Origin of the sequence: Bacillus cereus group sp. N21 (assembly GCF_016483395.1) — a bacterium.
Lineage (GTDB): Bacteria > Bacillota > Bacilli > Bacillales > Bacillaceae_G > Bacillus_A > Bacillus_A pseudomycoides.
Map to the genome: position 1 here is coordinate 1 of NZ_JAEHBX010000070.1, position 23,808 is coordinate 23,808.

Sequence of the window (23,808 nt, forward strand, 5' to 3'; positions counted from 1 at the left end):
GATGACATTCGAAACTTAGAGTCTCGTACTTTAGGGAACGAAAAAGACATCGTTAATATAAATAAGCAACTTGATAAAATCAGTGCCAATACCACATGGATTCTCCGCATCATAATCGGTGCAATTGTAACGGCACTTATTGGACTGTTATTGAAAGGAGGTGTATAAGACTTGCCACTTACAAAAGAAAATATTTTAAAACGTTTGCGCAACTGGAAAACATGGGTTGCGCTTTTTTCATGCTTTGGATTAATTTTATCAGTTTTTGGAATGACCGGATTCGAAGGAAATTTGGATAAGGTCGAAAAGGCTGTTTATTTATTTGGTATTGCTTTGGGGATTTGGACTGATCACGAAGAAAAAGGAGAAGATGCCTAATGAAAAAATCGTTTAAATTTGTTTCCACCATATTCATGACCTCACTGCTTCTATTTAGTCTTACTACAGAAGCTTTTGCAGATAGAACTCTTATTATTGATGGATTACCTAAAACTCCTTATCGTTATGGTGTAGGTGCTTATGAGGGCGTTGTGGCACATAGTACAGCAACTCCAGAAGCTCCGGCTATTAATATTCAAAAATACGAAACTCGTACATGGAGAAATGCATTTGTTCATTATGCAGTAGATTGGAATGAAACAATCCAAATTGCTGATACAAAATACATCGCTTATGGTGGCGGACCAGGTGCAAACAAACGATTTGTACACGTAGAACTGTGTGAAACATCTGATTATGATAAATTCAAAGTTTCATATGATGAATATGTGAAGCTGCTAGCCAAGATTCTACGTGACCGCGGATTATCTGTAGAAAAAGGATTATGGACTCACTATGATGTAACGAAGTACCTTGGCGGTACAGATCATGAAGACCCGCTTGATTACTTACGTAGCCACGGCGTATCAGAAGCCCAATTCCGTGCTGATGTGAAACGTGCATATAGTAATTCTAATGTTGATGTTTCTGTTCCAGAACAACCATCTAAACCAGAAGAAGTACCAACAGCTGTAACAGATGGAGTTGCTTACATTCAAGGATACAACGTGAATTTACGTAAAGGACCAGATGCAAGCTATTCTGTAATTCGTCAACTTAACAAACCAGAATCCTATGTTGTGTGGGCCGAAAAAGATGGATGGCTAAATCTTGGTGGAAATCAGTGGATTAAATACAATCCTTCTTATGTGAAATTCGATAAGAAAAGCACAGTAGATTCATCTATTGTAGGAAAACGTGTTGTGTCCAAAGTGGACAACCTACGTTTCTATGATTCTCCATCTTGGCAGGATAAAGATGTGGCTGGATCTATAGATGCAGGGCTAGGATTTGCAATTGATGCCAAAGTAACTGTAAATGGTTCAACTCAGTACAAAGTACACAACAGCAAAGGTAAAACATACTATGTAACAGCAAATGAAGCTTATGTATATGTGAAGTAAAAACAAGAGCCGTCCTTATGGGCGGTTTTTTATTTTTTACTCCCATGAAAGTATTCTGACAATTATTTTTCAAGTAGTTTAAAAGAGGGGATTCTATAAAACATCTATAAATATGTTAATATTTAGTAAATTAAAGATAAAAAAACAAGGGGGATGACTTGTTATGAACGCACATATAATAACTAAAGAGCAAATCAAGCAAATATTAGATACTTGGTATCAATCAATGTTGCAACAGCAAGTAGAAAAAGCAAAACAATTCAAACAAGAAATTGAAGACAAACTTTCTAGTATAAAAGAAGACGAAAACCTACTACTATATTATTCATTATTAAATTTTAGATATAAAGTACTAACAGGTGGACTTAACATTACAAAAGATAATTTTAATGAAATTAACTCCTTTGATATACCTGATAACAGCTTTCTATCCTATTATTACCACTTTTTCAAAGCAATTCACAGCACAATTCTTGCGGAATACAATGAAGCCGGGGAACATTTTGAGAAAGCGGAAAAACTATTAATGTATGTGCCGACCGAATTAGAAAAAGCAGAATTTAACTATAGGTTGGCGGCTTTCTATTACCAAATTTATAAACCCCTACCATCTATTTCATATGCTAGTAAAGCAAAAGACTTTTTCAGCAAAACTAACTCCTATGACATTAACATCGCTTTATGCGAGAACGTCCTTGGCTTAACGTGTATACAGATAAGGCAGTTTGAACAAGCTGAAGAACACTTAAATAAAGCTATTGATATTGTTAAAAAGATTGATAACAAGGAACTACTGTTACGTATTAGAAATAATCTAGGCTGGTTATATGCAAATCAAAACCTTTCAGATTTAGCTATTCGTCATTTATCAGAGGTTATAGAACACCTTCCAAACCATTATAAAGCTATGTTCTTACAGGCTAGGGAACATTATAAATTGGGTGAACGCAACAAGACTAATACACTAATTGAAAAAGGGTTTGCAGCTTGTACTAAGATAGAAAATAAGGAATACGTGCACCGCTTTAATATCCTAAAGGTAATGAATAATGGTTCTGATTCTCTAACGTTGGAAAGTGTTGTTTTAGAAGGGATTTCCTATTTCGAAGCAGAAGGTTTAACACGTTGCGTACAAGAATACACGGAAATATTAGCAACTATGTTCTATAAGGAAGAAAACGAGAAAAAAGCAAGTAAGTATTTTCACATGAGTAATGAAGCAAGGAAGAAATATGAAGAAAAAGGAGCGTTAGTGTAATGAAAAAACTTAAAGCAGTACTACTATTAACGGTTACGTCATTTGGTTTATTAGCAATGGCTGAAGGTGACACACCTGCACCACAAAGACCGGATTTGGTTTACAATATAGGGGATACACCTGCACCTGCTTATAATAAAGGTGATAGTGGTGGTGCACCGTCTAATGCACATGGAAATACTGGTATAGTTGTAGCACAAGAAATTTAAGTGAATTTACAGCAAAAAGGAAGAACGTTTACCCTTACTACAAGGCGTTCTTCTTTTTTATCATCCTTCTGTTTTAGGACTTTGTTTTACATGTTCGATTCCGAATCCCATACCTCAACAAATTCGAAACCTGTCAAATCACTTTCTAACACTGCATTTCTAAATTCATCTGAGACAAAAACAGAAATTGAATAAACATGATTATTTAAAAATACTTTGAAAATATCTTCGTTTTCTACAACATTGGATATAAATGAATATTTTTCACAACCTACTATTAAGCCGCTTCTTAACTTTTTAAAGATTGTATTGGTATTATCAATTGCATCTAAATGATTTAATACATGAACGGCATAGTAGGGTTCATTAGTAGCATTATGTATTAGAGGAAGAAATTCAACATCATTCCCTATTAAAGCCTCTAAAAGTTTTTTTGCCTTATTACTAATAAGTAATGTACCATTCCTTCCCCAAAAATGTGGACAATCACTTTGTTTACCTTCTTCTACACATTCAATCAGTATATCTCCCCATGAATTAGATAAACTTTTTGCTAAATCAAATTTCCCATCAAAATATTTTTCATGGTCTTGATCAAAATTTAGTAGTTGAAAAGATTCATAATCATTCAAAGAGCCTCGTAATTCCCAGATCTTCATTGTACCCTCCTGAAAAGTCATTTATTTTTTGGCGTATTTAGTTCTAATGTGCCCTTCAATAGTTGTTCTCTTATATCATGTAAGGCATCAACAGCATCAGCTTGAGTACCACCAATATCTTTAATATATTGAAGTGTTCTTTCTACTTCTCTTATATATTCTGGGCCATGGCTACCTATATGTAGCACTTCAGTAGTTACATATTTATGCCCTTCTGCCCCATACCCTGGAAGAAACACTCCATTAGCAGCAGAATCATGATGTATCTTGAAATATTCCAATAATTTTTGAGCTTGCTTCGCCCTTCTATCATTCCAAGGTGCAATGTGATGTGCTGCATTAGGATATGGAGGTGGGTCAATCCCCGCGTCCTTAAGTTCTTCACGTAATACTTTAGATTCCCTAGTAGAGGAACTATACTCACCTTTTACTTCAACTCTATCAAGAACTTTATTTGCATAATCTTCTATTACTTCTTGTACATCTTTAACTCTACTTCGTCCACTAGTTTTGGAAAACAGAAATGTATCACGGGCTTCTCGTAAAGTTTCAAAAGTTTTTATCTGAGTGCTTCCAAATCCACTAGCACCTGCGAATGCAAAGCGATCCCTTAATTGTAAATTGCTTGTAATATACGAAAACCCTTGTGGAATCTTATCTTTTGCTAGTTTAGTTACTTTACCCACTTGACCTAATTTACTTGCTTTACTTAATCCTTTATCACCAATGACTCCTAATGCGACTTGTGTTAAAGCATAACTTCCCCATTTAGCACGACTTTCAGCATCTCCATTTATTACATCATTAATAAATGAATCTGACAATACATTATACATGGTACTAAGTGTATCAATAGGATGTAACGCAGCATTCCCCATGTTTTCCCACGTTTCCCATTTACCAAGTGCCTTAAATCCTTCTATGGTATCTTCAACCGCTTCCCCTGTTCCTTCTACAATACCGTCCCGAATTTTTTCGAAAGTAGATTTTTCAGGTAGCTTACCACACATTTTTCCTTCTTCAATTGAACTACTCTTTAGAAGTTTTTCAGCCCGACGTGCCCTCTCTTCTTCAATCAATTGAATAGAAGTTGTCCACTCCATATTCAATCCTTGTGTACTAAATGTACCACTAGCAGGACTAAAGCCTTTTCCACTTTGGACTTCAGCAAGACCTGTCGCAATGCTAGCTGCTAATTGAATTGCTGTACTATAGTTATCGCTAGATGTTTGATTAAATTCATGTAGATGATCTAGCTTTTCTTGCAGTTTTTTCCTCATGACAGTAAAAAGATTCGCCATAGCATCCATACCTGGTATTGGCATAGCTTGACTGACGGCTTCCATACTTGTTTTCATTCGGTCAATTTCTTGAATTTGTTCTAATATTTCTTGTTCGATTACATCCGTTGAAGCTACCTTTGATTGAAATTGACTTGGAAAGGCATCGTTCTGACGGATTAATTCTTCACATAAGTAAATGATTCCTTGCGCTAAAGGGCGAAAAGTTTCTGCGAAAAATGCTTTTGCACTATCGTAAGTTTGCCCTTGTAGAACGGTATCACTGGTAAAAGCATCAATCGACTGAATGGCTTGTTCCATACCTTGAATGGTAGCGGTACATACAGCATTCATGCTTTGAGTCTGACTTTGTACTTCTCCTAGATACATATTTAAACTCAAAAATCTCCCCCCCTTAAATTAAGTAAATCATACCAATTCAAGAAGGGAATTGTAAGATTAATTTCTAATTATATCCAGAAATCATGTTCATCCTTGGATGTTCAAGGCAGAATCTTAACAACATGATAAAAAAAGAAAAAATAAAACCAATCAAAGAAATGGTTCGAGATCGACTATTTTTTAAAGAGGATGTTTTGAAAAGTAAAGAGCAAATGAGAAAGTAAAAGCCTTGTATTTACAGGGCTTTTTATAATCCTCTCTTTTCAAAGAAGTCACTACGTGTGTGGTGATAAGTGAAAAAAGAAACAGTATAGCAATTCTATTTAATCCAGAATTGCCACCATTTCTTCTTCTCCTGTGCAGCAGCCAACATCTTTTTAGTCTCTTGTTGTTCGCGAATCGTCTTCATGAGTAGTTCGTCATGGCTATTTAAACGTTCACCAAGACGTTCCTCTGCTGATTTTACTTCTTCTTTCATATGCTGCTGTATTTCTTCTTTAAGTTCTTGTTTAATCTCTTCTATAAGTTCTGATTTTAATTCATCTTTCCAAACATTAAAAGCTAGTTGTTTTAGTTCCTCTAAGGCTTTCTCACGATCATTATCTCTAATAAGAGGTGCAGGAACAGCCCCCGTTCCACCGTTCCTATCTTCTGAACTGTATTCTTCAGCGATGACCTTAGCAGCCATGGAACGTGTCGTTCCGGCGTTCCCGATAAGTGATTGAAACTTTCGTAATGCAATCAAATCATGTTCCGTGAAAGCTCGGTTCTCTCTGTTCTTTCCGTCCTTAACTTTGATAAATTTGTATCCGTTCTTCTCTAGTTCTAAACACCATTTGCGTAAATAGCTATCACTTATACCAAGAGTCTCGGCAACTTCCTTTGTCCAATAAGACTTTTCTAATGAGTCACGATCCCCGTTCCACTGTTCCTGATTCATTTTTATCCGTTCCTCCTTTCGTTCCTATTGCAACATTCTCCCTAACAATCTACAATCCTCCCTAAAAATTTTTGATAATAAATAAAAAAAGACAAGCGTTATGCTTATCTTCTTACAGACATTATGTCATTTAGGTTATTTTGCTCATTTGAATTCAACTTATTATCGATATAGTAATCTAACATTTCATCAATAAGCTCATAATTTTTTATGTCTTTTATTGTGCAAATGGCTTTTATTTTATTAAGTGTTTCAGGTGATACTTTTATATTTTTCCTGTCTGTTGCTGACAATGAATTCTTTTTCTGTGGCTTAGAATTATCTTGAACAGGTGTCACAGTCACTAGGTATTGTTTATCCAAATTGTCCGCTCCTATTTAGGTGTCCCACCAATCAAATGACTAGTCAAGATGGATGCTGTACATTGGCGGTATCTCCTTTTGATTTTTATAATTTTATAATTTTATAAAATTATAAATGTATTTATTTAGATAGGCATAAAATTAAATTTTATACCTATTCTCGACTTTTCTTTACTTCAAGCACTTGTTTTACAGCGTTTTTTACTAACTTTTGTTTTGGGGCAGGTAATGAAGCAACTTTTTCTTCGATTAACATATTTATTACTTCATAAATTTTCATATCTTCAATTGTAGCAAGTGTTGATATTGCTGTGTGTGTTTCTAATGAGACGCGGAAAGACTTTGGTAACTCTTTCGTAGTAAGTTTTCTCTTGGGTTTTTCAAAGAGCTTATCATCTTCAGGAAAACTCCGTTCCTGCTTTTCTTTACTTTCGGGTGTAATCGTTACTGATCCTTCAGTTTTCTTTCTTCTCATACCAAGTTGTTCTTTATCTATATTCAATTTGTTATCCATTTACTGTGGCCATTCCTTCCAAAATCTCGATTCTTTTTTCAACTTCATCTGCAATATTTTGGTATACAGTATGAACGTTTTTATCATGCACATCTTTCAAGTTATAAGTGATTCCTGTTCTGTCAAATCTCTTTAAACGCGCCATCTGTTTAATGATATTGCTGAACACATTAGCTTTACCAAAAATCTCTTCGGCTTCTTGAAGGATATCCTTGTCAATTTCATTTCCGTTTTGCATCAGTACAGGTAATGCCCCGATAATTTCTAATGGTAAATTGTAATCATCCGCTAACGAAAATACATGTTCAATATATTTCTGAGCACCTTTTAGTGATCTTTCTTGTGTTTGTAAAATGACCATAACATAGTCACTAGCGACTAATGCGCTGTCTGCAAATTTATTTAATTGTGGTGGTACATCAATAAAAATGTAATCATAATTTTCTTTGATTGCACTTAACTGTTTTGCGAAATAAGTATCTTGTGAGAAGTCATCCTCAAAATTTCTGAATAGGAACTTCTCATATGTTTGTAAATCCTCGTAAGATGGAAGCAAGTCTAAGTTAGGCAGTACATTAATCAACGCACTTTGTAAGTTAGCATCTATAAGAGCCATAGCTAATGTTCTTTTGAATTCCGGTTCGATTGAATGGACTTTTTTCATTGTATTGAATAGTAAATCAGTCGCATTTGCTTGTGGATCTAAATCTACTAATAAAGTTTTCTTTCCTTGTTTCGCGAATGTATAAGCTAACATTACAGCGTTGGTAGTCTTTCCGACCCCACCTTTGAAGTTCCCAGTTGTGATAACCTTGCACATTTTCCGTCACCTCGTAAAAAAAGTTTTTTTATACTTTTATAAATTTATAATTTGATTTTATACCACAACAAACCGTCGGTAAAGTATAAATTTATAATTTTATACTTTTATAAAAAGTTTACTATTAATCTATAAATAGATGATGTTTTTAAAAACCTATTTTGAAAGGGTTATATTATCAAGCTTTATTAGCGTGTTTTTTATAAAATTATAAATTTATATTTTTATAAAAGTATAATTTTATAAAAAAAATATCATTCTGTTTTTAAAAAACTAGATTTTTATAAAATTATAAAAGTATAAAAGTATAAAAATGAAATTTCATTTTTAAGTAGAGTGAAATATTACGGGTTATAGAGGCATTTACAAAGAAAAAAACTTGTTGTAACGTAATAATCAACAAGCATCATTCTACAAAACAAAACATAATTTGATAATTCAAATGAACATAAATAGATAGAACAATTGAATATGAATGGAAAACAAAAAAGCCACTCCCATTCGCTATCGGCTACCAACCTTTAGCGGGAATGACTGATTCTAGCTAGTGTACCACCACTTGGCTAGATATAACCTGTTTAACCAGACGGGATTTCCGTTTAAGTAGTGTACCATCACTATCCTTAAACAATTATGCCTTTTCACGAGGCTTCTTTGATATACCCATTTTATCTATGATTTGACTAAAATTCAACTAGTAAATGTTTTTTATAGTCAAAAAGATATATAGGGCATCTCTAAACCTAGAAGTCTTGTGAATGTACAGGTCATTTAGGAGTGGAGATGCCTTTTTTGTTTTCTATTCGCGTGGAATTGCCTGAAACCACGTTAATAAAAACTGATAAGCCGTAATTCCGTGCTGCCATACATTTAGCGGGAACGTGTTACGGCGTGGCTTGCTGTTGGTCGTGCAGGGGGTACAGAGTATACGCCTACAAAAACAGCGCCCCTCATTGGATTCCTATTCATTCGGTGGGGGTAGGTGAGAACTTACCTAGGCGTTTAGTCTAAAAGGTTCGGACGGTTATCGTTAGCGTTACGGCGCTAGGGAGTGTATTCAGCTTGTCACATAGGGACGATATTGTGAGGACAAGCCTACGAAAAAGGGTGCATATGGCGAAAGTCATTAAGTGAATAGGGTCTATACATACGGAACACTGACAAAGCAAGGCATGGTATTAACCGAAGACGCTTATCCTTTCTATTCTGATTGATTACTTTTTGTATTCTTTCAGCATAGGGGATAAATCTGCCAACCAGCCGTTTTCCTAACTTCGCTGCGGCATGATAAAAACCCTCAAGATCTTCAGTCAAGACTAATTACGAATAAAAGATGAAAAATATAAGGTATTGTACTACTTTAAAACACACTGTCTTAGATAGAGGAATAAATAAGAGAATTAACATTGATTTATCTAGAGGATAAGGGACGGTTGGTTGGAATCTTTCTTATTGTGGAATTTGGTTTTATCAATCAGATATAGTACGTGAAATTATATAATAAAACTGTATTTTATCAGGGTGGAAATAAGATTTTACTGTTTTGTTAGTGGAGGAGTGTTGCTGTAATATATGAGTACATTCGCTCTTGATCCCTGCACATCGTGTGGGGATTTTTTCATAAAAAAAAAGCACCCTCAGGTGCCTTTTTTCTGTTTGTTCTCGCGTATTGAGATGACTATCCAAACCTTGTTTTAGGGGACATGGTTCAAACAGATATATATTACACTTAAAGCTTAACATTGACAGAATATACAGTAAATTGATAATATTTATGCAGAATATTTCCAAAGTTTAGTATAGATATTTTTCACTATTACTATAATGAAAAATATTATAAATGCACAATTGCATAAAAATATAGCATGCGATTAGCAGTATAATTTAAATGTGTACAATAAAGCTGAAGAGGCAGAGACCATCTACGGAAATAGATGGTCTTTTGCTAGTGGGGAATAAACGCATTATTTTGATGGTATTCATCCAACTGAAAGGCTTACACTTTCCCCTGCACAATGTGTGGGGATTTTTTCATAAAGAAAAGACACTCAATGAGTGCCTTTTCTAATTGTTTTTAGCAAGCTCCGCCGAATCCTCCGCCCCAACAGCTGCAACCAATGATAATTAACAGGATGAACAGTACAATTAGTAAAGCGAATCCGCCACCAAAGCCACCACAACTACCACCAAAGCCCATAATAGTTCCTCCTTTCAATAGGAGGTAAAAACATTGAGTCATTCATGTGTTTTAACGGTTTATATTACCCTATGTTTATAAATGATATATGAGCAGGTCCTTTTGAAAATAAAGAAAAGACACCATAAGGTGCCTTCCTCCGACTTGAACCACTCTACTTTTAATAATATATATTGAATTCCCATCCGATTACCATTTTACCATATTTATCTATATTGGTTATTGAGAAAATTAAAAACTTCTTAAATTAGAGCTTCTATGCTAAGTTACCTAAATTATTATTTCCTTATACATAATCATCATTTCATGGGGTACCGTTCATATTTTACTGGAGAGAAAATATGATTTTCCTGTTTTGCTCATGGGTGACATATGTATTATTATGATGGTGTTCACCCAAAGCATTTGTTTACGTTTGATTCCTGCACAATGTGTGGGGATTTTTTTCATAAAGAAAAGACACTCTTTTGAGTGCCCTCTCCCATTGTTTTTTAGCAGAAGCAAGCAGCTCCAACTATGATTAATAATATAAAGAGGACAACGAGTAAAGCAAATCCTCCAGCAAAACCGTGGCCGCCACAACTATCACCAAAGCCCATAATAGTTCCTCCTTTTGATAAGAGGGAAAAACAAGGGATCACTCATGTGTTTTAACGGATTCATTTTACTTTATGTTTTTACGGATTAATTGAGCAGGTCCTTAGAAAATAAAGAAAAGACACCCTAAGGTGCCTTTCTTCGACTTGATAACCATTTTTTAAAATTAAAAACTAAGTTTATGATTTAAATACCCATCTTTGATAATTCTATTGTATGTGAAGTCATCAAACATTTTAATAATTTCTAAGGCTTCATTAAAAGTAATTTTTATTCCCATCATCATTCTTGCTGAGTGTAAGAATTCTTCAAATGCAAGATATGTAGCGTTTGAAGATATTTCACGAAGCGTGTGTTTAGCGGTGAAAGGACTAGATTCTGGATACTTAAGACTGTCAATAAATATATAGTTTCCGGGTTTAGCTACTTTTTGACCTTCTTTACTACCACCGACTCGATTCCAAGGCGGTAAAACTCCATGTCTCATTTTATAAGTTTCAATTAATATTCCTTCTGCTATTTTAATATCTTCTGAAGCGGATTGAGTATTAGGAAATTGTGTAGGATTGAATTGTTTCCATTCTGTTCTATTTTCACTGTAAACAGGTTGATGATGTGATGATTGAACAAAAACTGAATAACCGATCTTTTCATGTGTTTTGAAGTATTCCTGGATTTTTTCGAATTTACAACCATTGGCATCCATTGCGATAATACCATTATGTTGTTTGAATCTTGTTAACAAGTCTACGGCCAGTCCTATATAAAGCACTTCTTTGGTTGTATAGTTCCAAAAACAATAGATTCCAGCTGAAGACCACCCATAATTATTACGAGAATTACAAATATCTTCTAAAGCATCAGCGATTTGTTCAGTTTCATCTCTTATGTAGGCATCTTGAATGATTGTTCCAAACATATATATCCCCCATTTAAAATTGTAGTATTTAAAGAAATCATAACAAATCCAGTAACTACTATTTTGTTATACTTTGTCGAAAAAAAAGAAAAGACACCCTAAGGTGCCTTCCTCCGACTTGAACCATCTTAATTTTAATAATATGTATTGGACTCCCATCCGAATATTATTTTACCACGTTAAGTAATGTCGGTTATTGAGAAAAAAAGGCACTTCTTCGAGTGCCTTTTTACTATTCCACTTTTAACTTAATTTCTTTACCTGTCATACCGCCACTAGCTTTTAAGAAAAGGCAATTCCCTCAAAGTGCCTCTCTCTACTTAATCTACATAAGACTTTTCTTATATCTGGGGTCACCATATTATGAATTTAATTCTTACTTAAATAATCTCTTCATATAAGAACTTAATAATTGGACGAACCACTTTTTCAGCTAGTAAGACTGGTACTGCATTGCCAATTTGTTTGTATTGTTCATTAAGTTTATGGTTATTCGTAACATTTTCTTTATTACCATTTGAAAACTCGAACCAGTTAGGAAAAGATTGAATTTGGGCAACTTCACGCACTGATAAACGACGATTAAAATCACCTTGAAATTCCCAAGAGTCTTTTCCAATTTTCCTCATAGGCTCACCGTGAGGGTGCATTGGAGCTTGTCTACCACTCGCTTGAATAGTAAAACTTTGCTCGTTCCAATTCTTTTTTCGATTACGGCTCATATACATACTTGAAAACGAGCCTTCGTAAACGTCTTTAGCATCTAGAGGTAAATCACTAATTGTATCTTTCAAAGTGACATATGGTATCTTTCCTTCTCCATGTGTCGGTTCGGGAACTTCATATTCAAAACCATATTTTTCACGAATATCATTGCGAATTCCAACAATAAATACTCGTTCACGAAGTTGTGGAACACCATAATCGCGAGAATTAACTAAATGAGCAGTAACGTGATAACCCGCAGCTTTAAAGTCCTCTATCATTTGACTAAGGACTTGTCCTCTCGCCATTGTCATCAGACCTTTTACATTTTCAGCAACAAAAAACTCGGGTGTACTTTGCACTAAGGCACGAATGTAATGGACGTATAGAAAGTTCCGTGAATCATCGAGTAATCGAGGACCGGAACTACTAAAACCGGGGCAAGGAAATCCGCCGAGCATAAGGTTACAGCTCGGAAACTCTGCTACTTTACGAATATCCTTTGCGACTTTAGTAACAGTAGGAGCAAAGTTATTAACATAAGTTAAGTTTGCCGAGGTAAACATATCATTTGAATAAACAAAATTGCATTTTACTATACTACGCAATTTCAAATAGTCTTCTTTGTTTTCAAAAGCTCTGTATGCTTTTTCTTCTCCAAATTGAACGACCATACTTGAAAGTTCTACTCCTAAATCTAATCCACCTGCACCCGAAAATAACGAAACAATATTCATTTCTCTTTCGGCATAATGAAGTTTTTTTAGCATTTCTTTTTCTTCTAATCTGTCTTGTTCAGTGATATTAGTTTGAACAAGTTCGTTTTCTTCCCGAATTTTCTCAAACAAAACATTTTGTACTTCTTCGGGCGTGAAAGTAAGCGAAGACACAAAAGTTCTTTTTTCTCTTTCAGTACCTACCATAAGAAACCACTCCTTTTCAATATATAGCATCTTACCATAATAGTTTGGATTTGGCCAGTCTTTGTTTCTATGAGAAAATAAAGGAAAAAACAGAAGGAGAAACGGAATGGCACAATCACCTACAACAAATGTATTAGTGGCTTTAAAGAACATTCTCGACAGGAATTCAAGTATTCTCACACCTATTTTTCGATCAAACGGTTCAGCAAATGCTGCAGGAGATAGCCTTGAATTTTTCGTAAAAGATATGTTTTGCACAGGTGCTAGTCAATACCAGTATGAACATGAAAAAATGAGGAAGTACAATGAATATCTAAGTTGGACAGGTAATTCGTCTAACTTCCCTGATTTTATTATTAAGGGTGGAGCCGGTGTTGAGCCGAAAAAACTAAATAATCAGAGCTATTCTTCTCTAGCGTTAAACAGTTCGTATCCAAAAGATTATATCTATCCAGATAGCCAGAACTTACCTAGAGAGATTGACGAGGAAGAGTGGGAGAGAAAAGAGGTCATTTACGTCGCTGGGAATTTAAACACTCAAAATAACAAACTTCTTTCACTTTGGTTTGCTTACGGGAATACGATGATAGCTGATCGCTCTATCTATTTAGATCTGATTAATGAGATTAGGGATGCAGTAGCAAGCACAAATGCCACATTGATTGATTCTAAGGAGTTGGCTCGTGCCAAGGGAATTGACCCATTAAAACTATCAAACCTACGAGTTCGAGGAATGTATGAATTAGAGCACCCGCATAAAGTATTTAATGAATATATTACAATAGATGATATCCCTACTGATGCATCAAAAATATTTGTAGTTATGCTAATGGACGATTATATTGCACTTGAAGAACAACCTGATTTTTCAACACATTTCGCTAGTGGAAAACTAAAAAAAACTGAAATATATATCCCAAACCCAAATAACCCGAGTGAAGAGCTCGAGGCAATTTTATTCGAAGGGTGGACTGATTAATAAATATAAGTAGATAACAATTCTGGTTAATACAAGTATGTTAATGCATGTAAGGAAAACGAACACCTTGAACAAAACATTTTAGTCTTAATAGGGGTCCCGCCACATCGCTATCAAGCTAAAAAGAACGGGTTACCTCAAAACGATAAAAACGAGCATAATACACAAAATTTTCGTTTTGGGGTATTTCAAAATATTAAGTTGATGGATATGGGACGGTACCCCTTATAGGTGTAATCCCTGCACAAAGTGAGGGGATTTTTTCATAAAGAAAAGACACCCTAAGGTGCCTTTCTCCGACTTGAACCATCTTAATTTTAATAATATGTATTGGACTCCCATCCAAATATTATTTTTCATTCCACCATTTTTGTATTTCTTTAATTAGAGGGAAACGTTCAGCTTCTTCTTTAGACATTTTATTTGCGACTGATTCCCCTATTTTAATTTTATTTGTAATTCCAGGTACTTCACCAAAGTTTCCATACTCTAGAGATGTTTCTTCTATACCTAAAATACTCGCTAAAATATCCTTTGGATACATATTTTCTAGTGTTCTATATTCTTTAATCATTAAGAATTCAACGTTATTTTCTGAACACTTATCTTCATATTCTAATTTTTGTTTTTTTATACATCCTCCTTCCTCTTCAGGTTTAAGTAAATCACTATCTATAATGACCATACTTTTTTCATGCAATTTTTTTAAATCTTTTGCAGCAATCTGAAAGAGATTTTCACCACCAAGAGGAATAATTAATATTCTTTCTTTTTCTATGTTTAAACCAACTTTATCTAATAGTATGGTTAAAACTGTAACCTCAGTTTGCCCCTCGACAAATATTATACCTGTTGCAGAAAGAGCCAAAGGTAAATAAGCACCTAAAGTGCTAAAAACTATTTCTTTATTAGCAATATCAATATCCTGACAATTGGTTTGAGTACCATCATGTTTAATTAAATATAGTTTCTCATTATTTTTTAAGGACTGTAATATAAAGGGAGAATGTGTTGCCAAAACCCATTGTATTGAAAATTCACGAGAAATCTTTCTAATTAATTTAATAAATCTCTGTTGTAGCATTGGATGTAAACCTATTTCAGGCTCGTCAATAAATACAATATTCATTTCGGAAAAATTATTTAGCACCTTGGCCACGAGAAACATAGTATTATAGATTCCATCGCCACTTCGGGATAATGGTTGTTCTTTTTCATTTCCATTTTGGTTCCAAATGAAAAATATATCCTCATATTTTTCATCACCTTGAGTGCTATTTATTTCAATTCTTACCAATTCAGGTAGTAAAATCTTGAAATATTCCATGAACTTTTTGTAGTTTCCGGAAGTTTTCCCTCTTTCTGAGCAAACATCTTTGAAAAAAGTAACTAATTGTGATTTTTTATCTTCTTCTTTAATTAAAATTTGTTCATTACTTCTTGTAACACCCGGAACATATAAACAATTGAGATCTTTCATGGAAAGCTCTAATTCAGCTGAATTATGAACTAAACGATATAACATAGTTGAAAAATCAGTAATGTCATCATATCCAAAAAATTTTTGAGCTTGATTATTCCAAAATTCACGATCAACATAAGACTGGAAATTGCCGAACAGTTCTGGTCTAAGCGGAGGGGTTAGTAATATTACGGCGTTTGAAAAAAACTGTTTAATCTTTTCTCTTTCAATATAAATCCCTTTGTCGCTTAAATCTTTTAAACTCTTTTCGAAATGTGGATTTTCATCTACAAAATCTCCTAATTTCTCTAAATCTTCTCTTGTACATTTAAGAAATAATCTGATACATTGTCTAGAGTTATCTTGAGAAAATCCTTTACGATGCGTACTTCCATCCAATAATTTAGATAGGTCCTCATCGATTTTCTTACCGACATTTATACAACTATTTAGACCTAAAAATGAGGCTAATAAAGCCGAAGTTTTACCTGTATCGTTAATTCCTGACAGGACGTTAATATCACTAATATCTAGCTTTAACGGTGGATTACTTCCAATAGACCTAAAATTGCTTATTTCAATACTATTTATATACATATGTAAGCCTCCAAGACAGTTTGAATATTAAGTATGAATAAAATAAAAAGCTATTAAACCTAAAATTATAATAGCATAAATTTGCAATATCTCAGTTATATAGCAAAATATGTTTTACCTTTTTAATGTTCTCTAATTAGGGGTACCCGTATGTCAATATATTTTTAATTTTGGTGTTGATTAATTATCTTGTCATATTCTGTCGAATGGAAATAAAAAACAGAACCATTCGGTCCTGTTTGTAGGAATAATAAAATTATGCACGTTTTACTGCTTTTATTTCATTTTTAAAGTTTTTTGGAGTTAATTTATAAAAAACTAGCACATTTGGTAAACATTTAAAATATCTGTTTATAATAATAGAATAAGGATAAAAATTAAAAATACATTACGCAAAAAAGAACGTACGTTCGTTTATCGTGGTATAATATGGACATAAAAAAGAAGTCGCGTTCGTTTTCGTGCTTTCTGGGGAAATTCGTTTTTTTCTAATTTGAACCAAAATTAAATCATTGTGAATAGTTCACAAACTATTATGAAGAAAAAACAGGATGGGGGATTTAAAATGGAGGACTGCAAACAAGGAATTCAATCATTAATTGGTATGGCGAAAAAAGGAGACGAGCAAGCAATCCTGATTTTAAAGGAGATTGGCATTCTTTTAGATGAATGTGAAATGGGAATGATTAAAAAAAAGGATAATTGTTAGCTGTAGCTATCAATCATCCTAATTATTTATTATCTTCTATATCTAAACCTGAAATTAAAGCTTTTATCTTCTTAATAGCGAATTCTTTCGTTTCCTCATCAAAACTTTCCATACGATTTATATAATGCTTAAGTTCTAACATAACATCTGATGCTGAAGATTCTTTATTATTTTTATTATCTGATAGCCCCATAATATAGTCAGTTGATACATTTGCTAAATTAGATATTTTTGAAACAGTTTCTCTAGATGGAGTCTTCTTCCCTGATTCGATATAAGATACCATCGGTTTACTGATATCTACGTTATCTGCAAATTGTTGCTGCGTATACCCGAGCGACATTCGTATCTCTTTTATTCTTTTCCCAATTATATTCTCCATAACGATCCCCTTTTTAATACCTTAGTATTACCAGATACATAAAATATAACAGAAAAGTTGACTCTAAGACAACTTGGTTTTTGTCTCCGGATATTTTTTATAGAAATTTGTTGACTTGTAGTTAACAACTTGATATTATAAAAGCATCGAAAGAAACAAGGGTGATGCTAATGATAAAACTTAATGCAGAACGTGTTAAAGAATTAAGGATATCACTCGGTTATACACAACAATTTGTGGCTGAACATCTCAGTTGTTCCAAAAGTGGTTATTGTTATATGGAACAAGGAAAAAGGCAACCGAGTTTAGAAAAATTAGGGAAATTATCAACATTATATAATATGACAACTGATGAACTGTTAGAACAAAGTTAACTTAAGGTTGTCATTTTTTTAAAACATTTAGTTAACCTGATGTTAACAAGATAGGAGGAACAAAAATGAATCAATTACAAAACTTTTCACATGATGCATTCGGCAAATTAGAAATTCTTATGAAAGATGGAAAAGAATACTTTCCTGCAACATACGTTGCAAATTTACTAGGATATGCAAATGCTACAGAGGCAATCAAGCGTCACTGTAAAACTGAGGGGGTCGCGTTTCACGAGGTCCCTACTACAAGCGGTGTCCAAAATAAGAAATTCATCAACGAACCCAACCTATACCGCTTAATCGTCAAATCAAAACTTACACAAGCGGAACAATTTGAAAAGTGGGTGTTTGAAGAAGTACTTCCTTCTATTAGAAAACATGGAGCATATATGACAGATCAAGTCCTGGAACAAGCGGTAACTGATCCAGACTTCATGATTGGCCTTCTTACTAACTTAAAAGAAGAAAAACAAAAACGAGTTGAAGCTGAACGAAAAGTATTACAGCAACAACCACTTGTAACATTCGCAGAAGCAGTCAAGGTATCAGTGAACTCAATCTTAGTTAAGGACTTAGCGATACTACTTAAACAAAAAGGAATTGATACAGGTCAAAACAGATTGTTCGAATGGTTAAGAGAAAACGGGTACTTATGCAGTAAGGAAGGAAGCATGTACAACTCACCAACTCAACGATCGATGGATATGGGATTATTCGAAAGACAGCCATACGTAAGAACAAACAGTAACGGAGAATTCGAAACGAAGTTCACAACAAAGGTTACAGGGAAAGGTCAGCTTTACTTCATCAACAAGTTTCTTGGAAAGGAAGCGATGTAAATGTTGGACAACCCAATGTCACTAGCAATCTTAGGAACGGTAATTTCAGTCGGTATGTACTTGATTTATAGGATAGATGTTTGGGATAAGAAAACAGGGTGGTCACAAGATGAATAAAGAGCAACGAGATAAAGACGAACGAGAGAAAATCATCGCAATGATACGAGATTTAAGAGCTAGGGGAGTACATAACAGCGCAGATAAAGTCGAGGAAACATACAAATATATCATTCTAGATAAATAAAGGGACGAGCCTTGATTGTGAAGGCTCAAGGCTCATAAGGGTAAAGTCGAATTATCAACTTTATAAATCGATAATACCACAATTTTACAAAAATGGACAAGCTTTGCTTGTCGAAATGTCTAGAAACTACATAAAAACCTAAAGTGATTGGTGCCCCCCACCTAAACAACGGTTTCTGGATGTTTCGATGCTTAAAGCATCAAAAAAGCCCGTACAGAAGCACAGGCCGGTTGTAACACATATCGGTAACTAAATTTTAACAGATTTAGAGATTGGTTACCATCTTAAAATATGAAAAAAACGACCCATTGGGAGATAGGTCGTTTTAGAAAAGTCGATCACGAAATTAATACATTCATTGTATCACATCGGCTTTTCCCAGTAAAGGGAGGAAAAGAAAATGATTGAAAACCCAATGTTAATTGGAAATCATCACGACTCATCAGCAAGAGACTTCATGGATTATTGCAAAGGTTGTTCGGGAGAAATCTATTTCGGTGAAGGATACCTTGACTTTGATGGTGATCCAATCCATACAGAGTCCGAGTGCATTAAACAGTATGTTGAAGAAAATTCCATGAAGAAAGTTGCAGGTGAGTGAGATGGGCCTACAAAACAAAATTGAAATGGAAATTCAAATTCTTATGAGTTTAATAGAACGCTATAAGCAAAGTGATGAACCTGGAGATGTATCAATGGTTGTAGCTTACGAATACGGTTTGCAAGCTCTTATGGGAGTGTATGAAGCAAGTCAGCAAGAAGAGGTGATTCCGTTTTGAAACGAGCGATAAAGGAGTTGCAAAAGTCACTTAAAGTAGAAAAACGTAAATTAAGTGATTACGAGTTTAAGTTGAAAAATCTAAAAGAACACGAGATTTCACTTCGTGAAGGTATAGCAGATGTGAAATTAACAATTGTTGATATAGAAGAAACACTTCCAACATTAGAAATCATGACGGAAGGAGCTGAAGTGTAGTGAAAAGAAGCGAAACAATCGGTGAATTAGCTAAAGCTTTAGTTAAGTTCCAAGCAGAAGTTGAAAATCCAAAAAATACAGCATCTAATCCGATGTTTAAAAGTAAATACGCACCACTTGACGTGGTTATCAATACAGTAAAACCGATTTTAACAAAGTATGGTCTTAGTTTCATGCAATCCACTGGATCAGAAGGTGAATCAATCATTATATCGACCATGTTACTTCATGAAAGTGGTGAATGGATTGAAAGTGAACCATTAACATTACCAGCTTATCAAATCAAAGGTGGGGGAGTTAAAGACTTCACAGCGCAAGGTGCAGGGAGTGGAATTACTTATGGAAGACGTTACAGTCTAACTGCGCTTTTAGGTATCTCAAGTGAAGATGATGATGACGGAAACGGCGTAAGTCACGGAAAAGATAGTAAAAACAAAAATAATAACACTAATAGCCAAAGTAAGCCGCAAAGCAGTGGCAGTAATGGTAAAGCATCCGAAAAACAAATGAAGATGATACAAGCGAAAATAGCGCATGTGGCAGTCATTTCGAAAGCTGAAAAGCAAACCATAGAGGATACATTAAAAAGCAAAATCGGAACGGATAGTTTAACGGATATTAGCCCACAAATTGCATCTAAAGCAATAGAAACGCTAATCGGTTGGGAAGATCAGTACAAAAAAGCAAACTAAGGAGTTGAAACCATGTTAGAACAACAAAAAATATCGAAAATCGTCCTTCCTTCATGGTGTTGGAAGGGCGTACGGAACAAAAGTGAAGTAATACGGAATGCGGAAAAGTACATTACCCCGAAACGCTATCCGGGTTACACGATATTGGATATTGAAAATGACTATGCGATATGCGAACGGGAGGAAATGTGATGTTCCAGGTAACAGTAAAGCGTGGATCAATGAAAGCTATTTTGCAAGCAGTACGCGACTTAGAAGCAAGAGGTTATGACTATGTTACTCCAATCAGACCAGTTTATAAAACACGAAAAGACTTTTTATATAACGAAAACAAGAATATTAAAGGCGGATATAAGTTTGGTGGAATGGAAGAATACGTATCCTATGAATGCCGCATGGAGAAGGTGAACTAAATGGCTAAATACAGACATGTACAGACTTCATTTTGGTCAGATGCAAGAGTTTCAGAAGAAATGACACCAGAGGATAAATACTTTTACCTCTATCTAATGACAAATGAGCATACGAACCAAATCGGAGTTTATCAGATAACTAGAAAACAAATGGCTTTTGAGTTGGGTTACTCAATTGAAAGTGCAAAAGCTTTATTAGATCGCTTCATTAATCATCACGATCTTGTAGTTTATAACGAAGAAACAAGAGAACTTTGCATACTTAATTGGGGTAAATACAACCTCAACAAAGGTGGCAAGCCAATTGAGGATTGTATCAAAAAGGAACTTAAAAGTATTAAAGATTTATCGTTAGTACGACTGGTGCTAGAACGAACGGAAAACACCTCGTTAGTACAAAAAGTCAGTGTTTATGCGGGTCTTGACGATACGTCACACGATACGTCCACGATACGGGGACAAAAAGAAAAAGAAAAAGAAAAAAAGACTTCCCGTCACAAGTTTGAAACTTGCGACACCAATGGGGCTAAGTATTTGTTTGAAAAAATTAAAGGTAACAATCCTAAACAAAAAGAGCCTAACTTCGATACTTGGGCTAATGACTTTAGATTAATGCGTGAAAAGGATAACCGTGAACCACAAGAGATTAAAGATGTTATTGATTGGTGCCAAGCGGATCCATTCTGGCAAGGAAACATCTTATCTGCTAAAAAGCTACGTGAAAAGTTCGATCAGTTAACAATCCAAATGAATTCTAAAAAAGGAGCTAAGAACAATGCAGAGAGCGGCGCTAGCAATACCAACAGATATAGCCAAAAAGGTGAATATGACTATGGATTCTGATGTTTGTGATACGCATGGCATGAATAAGATGAAGTTTGGTGGACAAGCTGTTTGCCCTCGATGCTTCCTTGAAAACGAAAGTAAGAAGCTTCAGCAACAAGAACAAGCGAAATACGATGCAGACAAAGCGAATGAGAAGAAATTCTTGTTCCATCAACAAAGCATGATTGCCGATAGCAACATTAAGAAAGCTAATTTCGATAACTATCAACCTACTAGCGAGGAAGGAGCGAAGAACCTTGAAATCGCAAAGGTTATCGCAACGGATTATCTCAATGAGAAGGTGTTCAATACGATTATGGCCGGGAATTGTGGAGCAGGGAAAACACATCTTGCTTACGCAATCGCAGATCAGCTTGCAGGTGCAGGGATATCAGTTGTCTTCGTCACAGTTGGTGAATTGCTACGGAAGATTAAAAGTACATTCAACAAAGATTCCTCCTTAACTGAGGATTCAATCATTCGATCATTAGTAAGAGCTGATGTTTTAGTAGTCGATGATTTAGGAGCTGAGTTAGGTGCTCTAGATGCAAATACAAAAGCAACAAACTTCATTAATAGGGTGTTATTCGATGTTTTCGATGGAAGGCAAGGTAAATCTACCATCTTCACGACAAACCTTACAGGTGAGCGTTTAGAGGGCGCATATGACGAACGGATTGTATCACGTATATTCAATAACTTTAGAGCAATTGTTTTCAAAGATACAAAGGATTTCAGAAGAAAAGCATTACCATTCTAAGGGGGAATTAAGATGTGTGCATGTGGAGGAACGGGAGTAATTAGGAACGACCAGGGGAACGGCTGTTATCAATTTGCGCCATGTATTTGTGCGGCAGGAGAGCGGAGACAACGGGAAGCAGTTAGGAAGCGCCAGGAAGTAATGGATCGGTTGGAAATGGCTTATCAAATGGAGATGCAAGAGAAATTAGGCGTAGGGGCATGAAGCAGCTAACACTTGAGGATGTAGTGGGAAGTTTTGATTACTCAGCAAAGAGTACGGCCGAGAAGTTCTTGCAGCGTGATACAAGCGTCATGACGTACTCAATAGAGTTTTACGACAGGGACGAAAAATGGAAGCTTCGCTGGTTTGAGGCGAAATCAGAAAGCGAAGCGATAGGAATGGCTAAGGAAAAGTACGGACGAATTCAGATTATAGATACTTATATTTTGGATAGATCGTTAGCTGAAATCATGGCATTGGATTAAGAGAGGAGAATGGTTATGAAATACAGACCAGTTTTAACATGGGAAGAAAGGGACATTGCAGAAAAAAACGGTATTCATGTGAAAACGGCAGAGATGAGGATTATTGGTGGATGGGATCGTGAAAGAGCGATTACTGAGCCAGTTAAAGAAACGATAAAAAAGAAATATAAGGAATACGCAGATATGGCAAAAGAAAACGGCATTCCATATCCACTGTTTTACAAGAGAGTTCATGATTATAAATGGGATCCCAAAGAAGCTGCTATAACACCTAAATTAACAGCTAGAGAGTCAGCTAGAAGGGGACATAAAAATAGAGTTATATCTGAGGAACTATATGCGTTAGCAGAAAAGAACGGCATAAACAAGAGGACATTACAGGCGAGAATTTTACATCTGAAATGGGAAGAACGCATAGCAGCTACTTTGAAACCTAGTTATGGAAACAGGGTTTGTAGTCACTAGATTGATTAAGAAAGGAGAACAACTATGAAATGCAAAGAAGTTCCAACTAACGATGATTATGATTTAGCACTGAAAAATGGAATTAGCAAAAAGAATGTTAATCGAAGAATTGATCATGGATGGAGTATACAAAAGGCGATTACGAAACCAATCGGAGGAAGAGATCCAGGAAGGCATCGTGGAATGGCTCAAGTAGCGGTTCAAAATGGTATTAGTCAATCACTATTTTCTTATAGAAGATCTAAAGGATATTCGTTATATGAAGCAGCAACAATTCCAGTTAAAGAACAAAGAAATCATGAGTATTACGCAAATCTTGTTGAAGAAAACGGAGTACCTTACAACACATATATTAAGAGGTTATCACTTGGGTGGGATGAAGAAAAAGCAGCAACAA

General features: G+C 34.9%; 34 protein-coding genes and 1 pseudogene. 23 read left to right on the forward strand and 12 right to left on the reverse strand.

Going from position 1 to position 23,808, the window contains the following annotated elements; all coding sequences use genetic code 11:
* The 5 genes from JDS96_RS25270 to JDS96_RS25290 form a co-directional block, all read left to right on the forward strand.
* Nucleotides 1-168 (forward strand): hemolysin XhlA family protein (locus JDS96_RS25270; RefSeq protein WP_199668395.1); only part of this gene is annotated, 168 nt, incomplete at its 5' end.
* Nucleotides 169-171: 3 nt separating this feature from the next.
* On the forward strand, nt 172-378 hold the full coding sequence (locus JDS96_RS25275; RefSeq protein WP_003205225.1) for a hypothetical protein: 207 nt from the start codon (nt 172-174) through the stop codon (nt 376-378).
* Nucleotides 378-1,442 (forward strand): N-acetylmuramoyl-L-alanine amidase, encoded by a 1,065-nt coding sequence (locus JDS96_RS25280; protein ID WP_199668410.1) that lies wholly within the window; start codon nt 378-380, stop codon nt 1,440-1,442. The genes JDS96_RS25275 and JDS96_RS25280 overlap by 1 nt, the downstream gene beginning before the upstream one ends.
* A gap of 163 nt (nt 1,443-1,605) precedes the next feature.
* Nucleotides 1,606-2,700, forward strand: coding sequence for a response regulator aspartate phosphatase (locus tag JDS96_RS25285; protein ID WP_199668411.1), 1,095 nt, complete (start codon nt 1,606-1,608; stop codon nt 2,698-2,700).
* On the forward strand, nt 2,700-2,909 hold the full coding sequence (locus JDS96_RS25290) for a hypothetical protein (RefSeq protein WP_048517221.1): 210 nt from the start codon (nt 2,700-2,702) through the stop codon (nt 2,907-2,909). Before JDS96_RS25285 ends, JDS96_RS25290 begins: the two co-directional genes overlap by 1 nt.
* A gap of 86 nt (nt 2,910-2,995) precedes the next feature.
* Here the strand turns inward: JDS96_RS25290 and JDS96_RS25295 are convergent, their stop codons facing one another.
* Both JDS96_RS25295 and JDS96_RS25300 read right to left on the reverse strand, forming a co-directional pair.
* Complete coding sequence (locus JDS96_RS25295) at nt 2,996-3,568, reverse strand: imm11 family protein (protein WP_199668412.1); 573 nt, start codon at nt 3,566-3,568, stop codon at nt 2,996-2,998.
* A 17-nt stretch (nt 3,569-3,585) separates the two neighbouring features.
* Nucleotides 3,586-5,250, reverse strand: a complete 1,665-nt coding sequence (locus tag JDS96_RS25300) for an AHH domain-containing protein (RefSeq protein ID WP_199668413.1) — start codon at nt 5,248-5,250, stop codon at nt 3,586-3,588.
* Between the two features lie 77 nt (nt 5,251-5,327).
* Here JDS96_RS25300 and JDS96_RS32460 point away from each other — a divergent pair.
* Nucleotides 5,328-5,474, forward strand: a pseudogene (locus tag JDS96_RS32460) (DNA-binding protein); the annotation flags it as partial.
* Nucleotides 5,475-5,569: 95 nt separating this feature from the next.
* Here JDS96_RS32460 and JDS96_RS25305 read toward each other — a convergent pair.
* The 8 genes from JDS96_RS25305 to JDS96_RS25340 form a co-directional block, all read right to left on the reverse strand.
* Complete coding sequence (locus JDS96_RS25305; RefSeq protein ID WP_199668414.1) at nt 5,570-6,190, reverse strand: DUF3967 domain-containing protein; 621 nt, start codon at nt 6,188-6,190, stop codon at nt 5,570-5,572.
* A 104-nt stretch (nt 6,191-6,294) separates the two neighbouring features.
* Nucleotides 6,295-6,552: a longin-like domain-containing protein gene (locus JDS96_RS25310; RefSeq protein ID WP_199668415.1), complete on the reverse strand. Its 258-nt coding sequence runs from the start codon at nt 6,550-6,552 to the stop codon at nt 6,295-6,297.
* A 154-nt stretch (nt 6,553-6,706) separates the two neighbouring features.
* Nucleotides 6,707-7,066 carry a hypothetical protein gene (locus JDS96_RS25315; protein ID WP_199668416.1) on the reverse strand — a complete coding sequence of 120 codons (360 nt, stop codon included), beginning with the start codon at nt 7,064-7,066 and terminating at the stop codon, nt 6,707-6,709.
* Nucleotides 7,059-7,886 carry a ParA family protein gene (locus JDS96_RS25320; protein ID WP_199668417.1) on the reverse strand — a complete coding sequence of 276 codons (828 nt, stop codon included), beginning with the start codon at nt 7,884-7,886 and terminating at the stop codon, nt 7,059-7,061. Before JDS96_RS25320 ends, JDS96_RS25315 begins: the two co-directional genes overlap by 8 nt.
* Before the next feature lie 2,074 nt (nt 7,887-9,960).
* Entirely contained in the window at nt 9,961-10,083 is a 123-nt protein-coding gene (locus tag JDS96_RS25325) for a YjcZ family sporulation protein (RefSeq protein WP_081811100.1), read from the reverse strand.
* A 491-nt stretch (nt 10,084-10,574) separates the two neighbouring features.
* On the reverse strand, nt 10,575-10,682 hold the full coding sequence (locus JDS96_RS25330; RefSeq protein WP_199668418.1) for a YjcZ family sporulation protein: 108 nt from the start codon (nt 10,680-10,682) through the stop codon (nt 10,575-10,577).
* A gap of 164 nt (nt 10,683-10,846) precedes the next feature.
* Nucleotides 10,847-11,599, reverse strand: coding sequence for a GIY-YIG nuclease family protein (locus JDS96_RS25335; protein ID WP_199668419.1), 753 nt, complete (start codon nt 11,597-11,599; stop codon nt 10,847-10,849).
* A 380-nt stretch (nt 11,600-11,979) separates the two neighbouring features.
* On the reverse strand, nt 11,980-13,227 hold the full coding sequence (locus JDS96_RS25340) for a DNA cytosine methyltransferase (protein ID WP_199668420.1): 1,248 nt from the start codon (nt 13,225-13,227) through the stop codon (nt 11,980-11,982).
* Between the two features lie 106 nt (nt 13,228-13,333).
* Between JDS96_RS25340 and JDS96_RS25345 the strand changes: the two genes are divergently transcribed.
* Nucleotides 13,334-14,206 (forward strand): NgoPII family restriction endonuclease, encoded by an 873-nt coding sequence (locus JDS96_RS25345; protein ID WP_199668421.1) that lies wholly within the window; start codon nt 13,334-13,336, stop codon nt 14,204-14,206.
* Nucleotides 14,207-14,555: 349 nt separating this feature from the next.
* Here the strand turns inward: JDS96_RS25345 and JDS96_RS25350 are convergent, their stop codons facing one another.
* Nucleotides 14,556-16,265, reverse strand: a complete 1,710-nt coding sequence (locus JDS96_RS25350; protein WP_199668422.1) for an ATP-dependent nuclease — start codon at nt 16,263-16,265, stop codon at nt 14,556-14,558.
* A 565-nt stretch (nt 16,266-16,830) separates the two neighbouring features.
* Between JDS96_RS25350 and JDS96_RS25355 the strand changes: the two genes are divergently transcribed.
* Nucleotides 16,831-16,974, forward strand: coding sequence for a hypothetical protein (locus JDS96_RS25355; RefSeq protein WP_179863637.1), 144 nt, complete (start codon nt 16,831-16,833; stop codon nt 16,972-16,974).
* 22 nt (nt 16,975-16,996) lie between these two features.
* Here JDS96_RS25355 and JDS96_RS25360 read toward each other — a convergent pair whose 3' ends face one another.
* A complete protein-coding gene (locus tag JDS96_RS25360) occupies nt 16,997-17,356 on the reverse strand; it encodes a helix-turn-helix domain-containing protein (protein WP_199668423.1) in 360 nt (119 codons plus the stop codon).
* Between the two features lie 170 nt (nt 17,357-17,526).
* On the opposite strand from JDS96_RS25360, the gene JDS96_RS25365 reads away from it, so the two are divergent.
* The 15 genes from JDS96_RS25365 to JDS96_RS25430 form a co-directional block, all read left to right on the forward strand.
* The gene (locus JDS96_RS25365; RefSeq protein ID WP_199668424.1) at nt 17,527-17,730 is read left to right on the forward strand and encodes a helix-turn-helix domain-containing protein; all 204 of its coding nucleotides are present in this window, start codon (nt 17,527-17,529) and stop codon (nt 17,728-17,730) included.
* Nucleotides 17,731-17,795: 65 nt separating this feature from the next.
* The gene (locus tag JDS96_RS25370; RefSeq protein WP_199668425.1) at nt 17,796-18,569 is read left to right on the forward strand and encodes a phage antirepressor; all 774 of its coding nucleotides are present in this window, start codon (nt 17,796-17,798) and stop codon (nt 18,567-18,569) included.
* A gap of 109 nt (nt 18,570-18,678) precedes the next feature.
* Nucleotides 18,679-18,813 (forward strand): hypothetical protein, encoded by a 135-nt coding sequence (locus JDS96_RS32900; protein WP_274605972.1) that lies wholly within the window; start codon nt 18,679-18,681, stop codon nt 18,811-18,813.
* Nucleotides 18,814-19,213: 400 nt separating this feature from the next.
* Nucleotides 19,214-19,414: a hypothetical protein gene (locus JDS96_RS25375; RefSeq protein WP_033796938.1), complete on the forward strand. Its 201-nt coding sequence runs from the start codon at nt 19,214-19,216 to the stop codon at nt 19,412-19,414.
* Nucleotide 19,415: 1 nt separating this feature from the next.
* Nucleotides 19,416-19,592: a hypothetical protein gene (locus JDS96_RS25380; protein WP_199668426.1), complete on the forward strand. Its 177-nt coding sequence runs from the start codon at nt 19,416-19,418 to the stop codon at nt 19,590-19,592.
* Nucleotides 19,589-19,789 (forward strand): hypothetical protein, encoded by a 201-nt coding sequence (locus JDS96_RS25385; protein WP_199668427.1) that lies wholly within the window; start codon nt 19,589-19,591, stop codon nt 19,787-19,789. Before JDS96_RS25380 ends, JDS96_RS25385 begins: the two co-directional genes overlap by 4 nt.
* Nucleotides 19,789-20,481 carry an ERF family protein gene (locus JDS96_RS25390; RefSeq protein ID WP_199668428.1) on the forward strand — a complete coding sequence of 231 codons (693 nt, stop codon included), beginning with the start codon at nt 19,789-19,791 and terminating at the stop codon, nt 20,479-20,481. The genes JDS96_RS25385 and JDS96_RS25390 overlap by 1 nt, the downstream gene beginning before the upstream one ends.
* 12 nt (nt 20,482-20,493) lie before the next feature.
* Nucleotides 20,494-20,673 (forward strand): hypothetical protein, encoded by a 180-nt coding sequence (locus JDS96_RS25395; protein WP_199668429.1) that lies wholly within the window; start codon nt 20,494-20,496, stop codon nt 20,671-20,673.
* A complete protein-coding gene (locus JDS96_RS25400; protein ID WP_098206419.1) occupies nt 20,673-20,894 on the forward strand; it encodes a hypothetical protein in 222 nt (73 codons plus the stop codon). Before JDS96_RS25395 ends, JDS96_RS25400 begins: the two co-directional genes overlap by 1 nt.
* Complete coding sequence (locus tag JDS96_RS25405) at nt 20,895-21,737, forward strand: hypothetical protein (protein ID WP_199668430.1); 843 nt, start codon at nt 20,895-20,897, stop codon at nt 21,735-21,737.
* Nucleotides 21,721-22,479 carry an ATP-binding protein gene (locus JDS96_RS25410; RefSeq protein WP_199668435.1) on the forward strand — a complete coding sequence of 253 codons (759 nt, stop codon included), beginning with the start codon at nt 21,721-21,723 and terminating at the stop codon, nt 22,477-22,479. Before JDS96_RS25405 ends, JDS96_RS25410 begins: the two co-directional genes overlap by 17 nt.
* A 12-nt stretch (nt 22,480-22,491) precedes the next feature.
* Nucleotides 22,492-22,683: a hypothetical protein gene (locus JDS96_RS25415; RefSeq protein WP_199668431.1), complete on the forward strand. Its 192-nt coding sequence runs from the start codon at nt 22,492-22,494 to the stop codon at nt 22,681-22,683.
* Nucleotides 22,680-22,946 (forward strand): hypothetical protein, encoded by a 267-nt coding sequence (locus JDS96_RS25420; RefSeq protein WP_199668432.1) that lies wholly within the window; start codon nt 22,680-22,682, stop codon nt 22,944-22,946. Before JDS96_RS25415 ends, JDS96_RS25420 begins: the two co-directional genes overlap by 4 nt.
* A 15-nt stretch (nt 22,947-22,961) precedes the next feature.
* Nucleotides 22,962-23,411 (forward strand): hypothetical protein, encoded by a 450-nt coding sequence (locus tag JDS96_RS25425; RefSeq protein WP_199668433.1) that lies wholly within the window; start codon nt 22,962-22,964, stop codon nt 23,409-23,411.
* Nucleotides 23,412-23,435: 24 nt separating this feature from the next.
* Nucleotides 23,436-23,808 (forward strand): hypothetical protein (locus tag JDS96_RS25430; RefSeq protein WP_199668434.1); only part of this gene is annotated, 373 nt, incomplete at its 3' end.